Raw genomic sequence first — 7,484 nt, 5'->3', positions numbered from 1 at the left:
ATTTCGCCGCGTGAGGCGTTGGCGATGGATCCGCAGCAGCGGTTGTTGCTGGAGACGTCGTGGGAGGTGTTCGAGCGGGCTGGGATTGATCCGGTTTCGTTGCGTGGCAGTGCCACGGGTGTGTTCGCCGGTGTGATGTACCACGATTATGCCGCCCGGCTGAATTCCGTCCCGGACAGCGTTGCGGCCTACCTCGGCAACGGAAATGCCGGAAGCGTCGCCTCGGGCCGGGTTTCTTACCTCTTCGGTTTTGAGGGTCCGGCGGTGACGGTGGATACGGCGTGTTCGTCGTCGTTGGTGGCGTTGCATCTGGCGGTGCAGTCGTTGCGGTCGGGGGAGTGCTCGCTGGCCCTGGCTGGTGGGGTGACCGTGTTGTCGAACCCCGGGGTCTTCGAAGACTTCTCCCGCCAGCGGGGCCTTGCCGCGGACGGCCGGTGCAAATCGTTCGCCGAGTCGGCCGACGGGGCCGGTTTCTCCGAGGGTGTTGGGCTCCTGTTGCTGGAGCGGTTGTCGGATGCTCGGCGGAACGGTCACCAGGTTCTTGGTGTGGTGCGTGGTTCTGCGGTGAATCAGGATGGTGCGTCGAATGGGTTGACCGCGCCGAATGGCCCGTCGCAGCAGCGGGTGATCCGCCAGGCGTTGGCCAACGCGCGGGTTCCGGCGGATCAGGTCGACGTGGTGGAGGCGCACGGGACCGGAACGACTCTTGGCGATCCGATCGAAGCGCAGGCATTGTTGGCTACCTATGGCCAGGATCGTCCTGCGGAGCGGCCGTTGTGGCTGGGTTCGATCAAGTCGAACATCGGTCACACGCAGGCCGCGGCCGGGGTGGCCGGGGTGATCAAGATGGTGCTGGCGATGCGGCACGGGGTGCTGCCGCAGAGCCTGCACATCGATGAGCCCTCGTCGCATGTGGACTGGTCGGCTGGCGCTGTCGAGCTGTTGACCGAGTCGAAGGCGTGGCCGGAGCTGGATCGGCCACGTCGATCGGCGGTGTCGTCATTCGGGATCAGCGGCACCAATGCGCACGTGATCCTGGAGCAGGCGCCGGAGGAGACGGCCGCCGAGGAGACGCCTAGCCGCGAGTTGGACGCGGTGCCATGGGTGATCTCGGCCAAGACCCCGGAGGCGTTGCGGGAGCAAGCCCGGCGACTGGTGTCCTATGTGGATGATGAGCTGCCGGTGGATGTGGGGTTGTCCTTGGCGACGACTCGTGCGGCGCTGGAGCACCGTGCTGTGGTGGTGGGTGCGGACCGGGCCGATTTGGTGCGCGGGCTGGATGCGCTGGTTCAGGGAACTGGTGTGGCCGGGGTGGTCGAGGGTGTTGCGGTCAAGGGCAAGTCGGCGTTCTTGTTCGCGGGTCAGGGTTCGCAGCGTGCGGGGATGGGCCGGGAGCTGTATGAGCAGTATCCGGTGTTCGCCTCAGCGTTCGATGCCGCGTGTGCCGAGCTGGACCGGCATCTGGATCGGCCGGTGCGTGACGTTGTTTTCGCCGGTGGTGAGTTGCTGGATCAGACGGTGTGGACGCAGGCGGGTTTGTTTGCTGTCGAGGTTGCGCTGTTCCGTCTTCTTGAGTCGTGGGGTGTGACTCCTGATTTCGTGGCTGGGCATTCGATCGGCGAACTGGTGGCCGCGCATGTGGCTGGAGTGTTGTCGTTGGCGGATGCGGCCGCGTTGGTGGCGGCGCGCGGCAAGCTGATGCAGGCGTTGCCCTTGGGTGGGGCGATGGTGGCGGTCCAGGCCACCGAGGTCGAGGTGCGGTCGTTGTTGGTGGGTAGGGAGTCGTGGGCGAGTGTTGCGGCGGTGAATGCGCCGGATTCGGTGGTGGTGTCCGGTGATGAGGATGTGGTGCTGGAGGTCGCGGCGCATTGGGAGGGGCTGGGGCGTCAGGTCAAGCGTCTGCGGGTGAGTCATGCGTTCCATTCCCCGCATATGGAGCCCATGCTGGAGGAGTTCCGCCGGGCCATCGAACAGATCGACTTCGGGCGGCCGCGGATCCCGGTTGTGTCCAATGTGTCCGGTGAGCTGGTCGGGGAGTATTCGGCGGATTACTGGGTTCGGCATGTGCGGGAGGCGGTGCGGTTCTGTGACGGGGTGCGTGTGCTGGAGGACCGGGGCGTGGTCCGGTTCGTGGAGATCGGCCCGAGCAGCACGTTGACCGCGATGATCGCCGACTCCCTCACCACGACCGGCGCGGTGCTGGTTCCCGCACTGCGGAAGGACCGAGACGAGACGCTGGCGTTGACCGAAGGCGTTGCCAAGCTCCACGTCCACGGCGCGCCAGTGGACTGGGCCGCGTTCTTCGACGGAACGGGCGCCCGCAGGGTGGACCTGCCGACCTATGCGTTCCAGCGGCAACGCTACTGGCTGGCGCCGGGTGCGACCGGAGACGCCCGGCAGCTGGGCTTGGCGTCGGCGGAACACCCGTTGCTGGGCGCCGCGCTGTCGTTGCCGGATTCCGACGGGGTGGTGCTCACCGGCAGGTTGTCCACGGAGGCCCAGCCCTGGCTGGCCGATCATGCGGTGCTGGGGTCGGTGTTGTTCCCCGGCACCGGGTTCGTGGAGCTGGCCGTGCGCGCCGCTGATCAGGTCGGTTGCGATCTGCTGGACGAGCTGACCCTCGAGGCGCCGCTCGTGCTGCCCGAGCGCGGTCGTGTTCAGGTCCAGGTCAAGCTCGGCGAGCCGGATGAGTCCGGCACGCGGTCGCTCGGGATCTACGCCCGTCCGGAGGAATTGACGGGGCAGCCGTGGACCCAGCACGCGACCGGTGTCGTCTCATCCGGCGGCCGGACGCCGGGATTCGCACTGGCCGAGTGGCCGCCGCGGGACGCGGTCGCGTTGCCGGTGGAGAACCGCTATCCCGACCTGGCCGCCGCGGGGCTGGCGTACGGTCCGGTCTTCCAGGGCTTGGCCGCGGCCTGGCAACGCGGCGACGAGGTGTTCGCCGAGGTCAGCCTGCCCGAGGGCGGGGAAGCTGAGGGGTTCGGCGTGCACCCGGCCTTGCTGGACGCCGCACTGCATGCGCTGGGTTTCACCGGCACCGGAGCCGATGAGACGCGGTTGCCGTTCGCCTGGACCGGCGTCACCCTGTTCGCTTCGGGCGCGACCACGCTCCGGGTGAAGATCGCCCCCACGGCTTCGGGCGGAGTTTCCCTCCAGCTCGCCGACGGCTCCGGCGCCCCGGTCGCCTCGATCGACTCACTCGTCCTGCGACCGGTGTCGGCGGACCGGCTGGCCAATGCGGCCCGGCTCGGCGGTTCCCTTTTCGGCTTGGGTTGGACGGCGGTCCGGCCGCCCGCGCCGGTGCGCGGTTCGGTGCAGCGGTGGGCCGTCGTCGGTGGCGGCCTGGAGCGCGTTGCCGGATACGACGAGGTGGTGATCGACCGCTACCCGGACACGACCTCGCTCGGTGCGGCGATCGAAGGCGGCGCCCAGGCCCCGGATGTGGTGTTGCTGGAGTGCGTCTCCGGCGCGGTGAACCCGGGACTGGCGAGCGATGTGCTGCTGGTCCTCCAAGACTGGCTGGCGGACGGGCGGTTCGCGGATTCGCGGCTGGTGCTCGTCACCCGCGGCGGCGTCGCGGTCGACCCGGACGAGGATGTGCCGGACATCGCGGCGGCCGGGGTGTGGGGCCTCGTCCGGTCGGCGCAAGCGGAGCACCCCGGCGCGTTCGTGCTGCTGGACCTCGACCGCGGCGACGCCTCGTACCGGGCGTTGCCGAGTGCGCTCGCCTCGGACGAGCCGCAGCTCGCGCTGCGCGACGGCGAGCCGCGGGCACCGCGGCTGGAGCGGGTGCAGCCCGGTTCGACGCGATCGCCGGTCTTCGCACCGGAAGGCACGGTGTTGCTCACCGGTGCCACCGGTGGGCTCGGCCGGGTGCTCGCCCGGCACCTGGTGACCGAGCACGGTGTCCGGCACCTGGTGCTGGCGAGTCGCCGGGGCAAGGCGGCCCCCGGTGCCGAGGAGCTGGTGGCCGAACTCGGCGGACTGGGCGCCCGGGCCGCGGTGGAGGCATGCGATTTGGCGAGCCCGGACGAGGTTGCCCGGCTGCTGGCGAACATCCCGGCCGAACATCCGCTGAGCGGGGTGGTGCACGCCGCGGGTGTGCTGGACGACGGGGTGATCGAAGCGCTCGATCCCGGGCGGATGGCCGCGGTGTCCCGGCCCAAGATCGGTGCCGCGTGGAACCTGCACACGCTCACCCGTGATCTCGACCTGGATGCCTTCGTCCTGTTCTCATCGGCCGCGGGTGTGCTGGGTAGCCCGGGGCAGGGCAACTACGCGTGCGCGAACGCGCTCCTGGACGCGCTCGCGCAGCACCGCCGGGCGCAGGGCCTGTCCGCGGTCTCGCTGGCCTGGGGTGCCTGGGCGCGGTCCGGGATGGCCGGAGAACTCGATGATTCCGATCGTGCCCGGATGGCACGGGGCGGGATTCGCCCACTGTCCGAAGAGGACGGACTCGCCCTGTTCGACGCCGCGCTCGGCGCAGGCCGGACCGTGCTGGCGCCCATGGCGCTGGATCTCGGCGCCGTCGTCCGGCAGTCCGGCGGAGCCGTTCCGGCCGCTTTCCGCGGCCTGGTGCGGACACCGGCCCGCCGAGTGGCGCGTTCGACCGGCTCCGGCGGGTCACTGGCCGAACGCCTGGCCGCCATGCCCGGCGAGGAACAAGACCGCACCGTGCGCGCGATCGTCCGCGAGGAGGTCGCGCAGGTACTCGGCCATCCCTCCCCGGACGAGGTCGAGCCGACCAAGGCGTTCCAGGAAATGGGATTCGATTCGCTGACCGCGCTGGAACTGCGCAACCGGCTGAACGAGTCGACCGGCCTGCGGCTGTCCGCCACGCTGATCTTCGACTATCCGACCCCGCTCGCGCTCGCTCAGCACCTGCGGGACGAACTGCTCGGCGTGGACGCCGGGGTCGCTGCCCCGGTCGCCATGGCGCCGGTGGGGGACGACCCGATCGCGATCGTGGGAATGGCGTGCCGTTTTCCCGGCGGCGTCAGCTCGCCCGAACAGCTGTGGGAGCTGGTCTCCGGTGGCGTGGACGCGATTTCCGGGTTCCCGGCCGATCGGGGCTGGGACGTCGAGCGGGTGTACCACCCGGATCCGGAACACCGGGGCACCAGCTACGCCAACGAGGGCGGTTTCCTCTACGACGCGGCGGAATTCGACCCCGCGTTCTTCGGTATCTCCCCGCACGAAGCGCTCGCGATGGACCCCCAGCAGCGCCTGCTGCTGGAAACGACCTGGGAGGTGTTCGAGCGCGCCGGGATCGATCCGGTTTCGCTTCGCGGCAGCGCCACGGGTGTGTTCGCGGGGGTGATGTACCACGACTACGCCGTACGGCCGGGCGAAGTAGCGGAAGGCGCCGAGGCGTACCTCGGCAACGGTAGTGCCGGAAGCGTCGCCTCGGGTCGGGTTTCTTATGTGTTCGGTTTTGAGGGTCCGGCGGTGACGGTGGATACGGCGTGTTCGTCGTCGTTGGTGGCGTTGCACCTGGCGGCGCAGTCGCTGCGGTCTGGTGAGTGTTCGCTCGCGCTGGCCGGTGGGGTGACCGTGATGTCGAACCCGGGGACGTTCATCGACTTCTCCCGGCAGCGCGGCCTGGCGCCGGACGGGCGCTCGAAGTCCTTCGCCGAGGCGGCCGATGGCACCGGCTGGGGCGAGGGTGTTGGCCTGTTGCTGGTGGAGCGGTTGTCGGATGCGCGGCGTAATGGGCATCGGGTTTTGGCTGTGGTGCGTGGTTCTGCGGTGAATCAGGATGGTGCGTCGAATGGGTTGACTGCGCCGAATGGTCCGTCGCAGCAGCGGGTGATTCGGCAGGCGTTGGCGAATGCGCGAGTGTCGTCTGACCAGGTAGATGCGGTTGAGGCGCACGGGACCGGTACGACTCTCGGTGATCCGATCGAGGCGCAGGCGCTTTTGGCGACCTATGGTCAGGATCGGGAGCGGCCGTTGTGGCTGGGTTCGGTGAAGTCGAATATCGGTCATACGCAGGCTGCTGCTGGTGTGGCTGGTGTGATGAAGATGGTGTTGGCGATGCGGCACGGGGTTCTGCCGCAGAGTTTGCATATCGATGAGCCTTCGTCGCATGTGGATTGGTCCGCTGGCGCCGTGGAGTTGCTGACCGAGGCCACTCCGTGGCCGGAAGCGGGTAGGCCGCGTCGGGCTGGGGTGTCGTCGTTCGGGATCAGTGGGACCAATGCGCACGTGATCCTGGAGCAGGCTCCCCCCGAGGAGGCGGCTGTCGAGGAGACGCCTAGCCGCGAGTTGGACGTGGTGCCGTGGGTGTTGTCGGCGAAGAGTGAGTCGGCGGTGCGGGCGCAAGCTCAGCGGTTGGCCGCGCATGTGCGATCCGATGCGGATCTTGCGGCTGTGGATGTGGCGTATTCGCTGGCTTCGACTCGTGCTGCGTTGGGTTGTCGTGCGGCGGTGGTGGCTGGTGATCGGGATGGTTTCCTGCGTGGTTTGGATGCGGTTGCGGGTGGTGAGTCGCCGGTGGCGAGTGCCGAGGGTTCTGGTGACGTGGTGTTTGTGTTCCCGGGGCAGGGTTCGCAGTGGGCTGGGATGGCGTTGGGGTTGTTGGATGTTTCGCCGGTGTTCGCGGAGCGGTTGGGTGAGTGTGCTGCGGCGTTGGAGTCTTTTGTGGATTGGTCGCTGCTGGATGTGTTGCGTGGTGTCCCCGGTGCGCCGTCGTTGGAGCGGGTGGATGTGGTGCAGCCTGCGTTGTGGGCGGTGATGGTGTCGTTGGCTGAGGTGTGGCGTAGCCATGGTGTGCGGCCTGCGGCGGTGGTGGGGCATTCGCAGGGGGAGATCGCTGCCGCGGTGGTGGCGGGTGGGTTGTCGTTGGAGGACGGCGCTCGGGTGGTGGCGTTGCGCAGTCAATCCCTGACTGCCTTGTCCGGTGAGGGTGGGATGGTGTCGGTGGCCGAGCCGGTGGAGAAGGTGCGGGAGCGCATCGGCTCGTGGGGTGCGCGGCTGTCGGTGGCTGCGGTCAACGGTCCGGGTTCCGTGGTGGTCTCTGGTGAGCCTGGCGCCCTGGATGAGTTGATCGCCGCTTGTGAGGCCGATGGGGTCCGGGTTCGGAAGGTGCCGGTGGACTACGCGTCGCATTCGGTGCAGGTGGAGCAGATCCAGGACGAGTTGCTCAAGGTCCTGGAGCCGATTTCTCCGGTGTCGGCCCAGATCCCGTTCTATTCGACGTTGACCGGTGAGTCGATCGATACCGCGACGCTGGATGCGGATTACTGGTACCGCAACCTGCGGCAGACCGTCGAGTTCGAGCAGGCGACTCGCAAACTGTTGGCCGATGGGTATCGGGTGTTCGTGGAGGTCAGTTCGCATCCGGTGGTGACGGTCGGGCTGCAGGAAACAATCGACGACACCGGCACCACCGCTTCCGTGACGGGCACGCTGCGTCGGGATGAGGGTGGGCTGGACCGGTTCATGACCTCCCTGGCCGAGGCCCATACCCACGGCGCGGC

1 protein-coding gene is annotated in these 7,484 nt (G+C 68.5%); it reads left to right on the top strand.

Features of this window, described 5'->3' with window-relative positions:
- A partial coding sequence (locus FXO23_RS49760; protein WP_246258621.1) for a type I polyketide synthase occupies window positions 1-7,484 on the top strand: 7,484 nt, incomplete at both ends.

The sequence above is a fragment of the Amycolatopsis anabasis genome (assembly GCF_009765355.1).
In the GTDB taxonomy this organism is placed as follows: Bacteria; Actinomycetota; Actinomycetes; order Mycobacteriales; family Pseudonocardiaceae; genus Amycolatopsis; species Amycolatopsis anabasis.
This window is presented reverse-complemented; position numbering and strand designations above follow the sequence as displayed.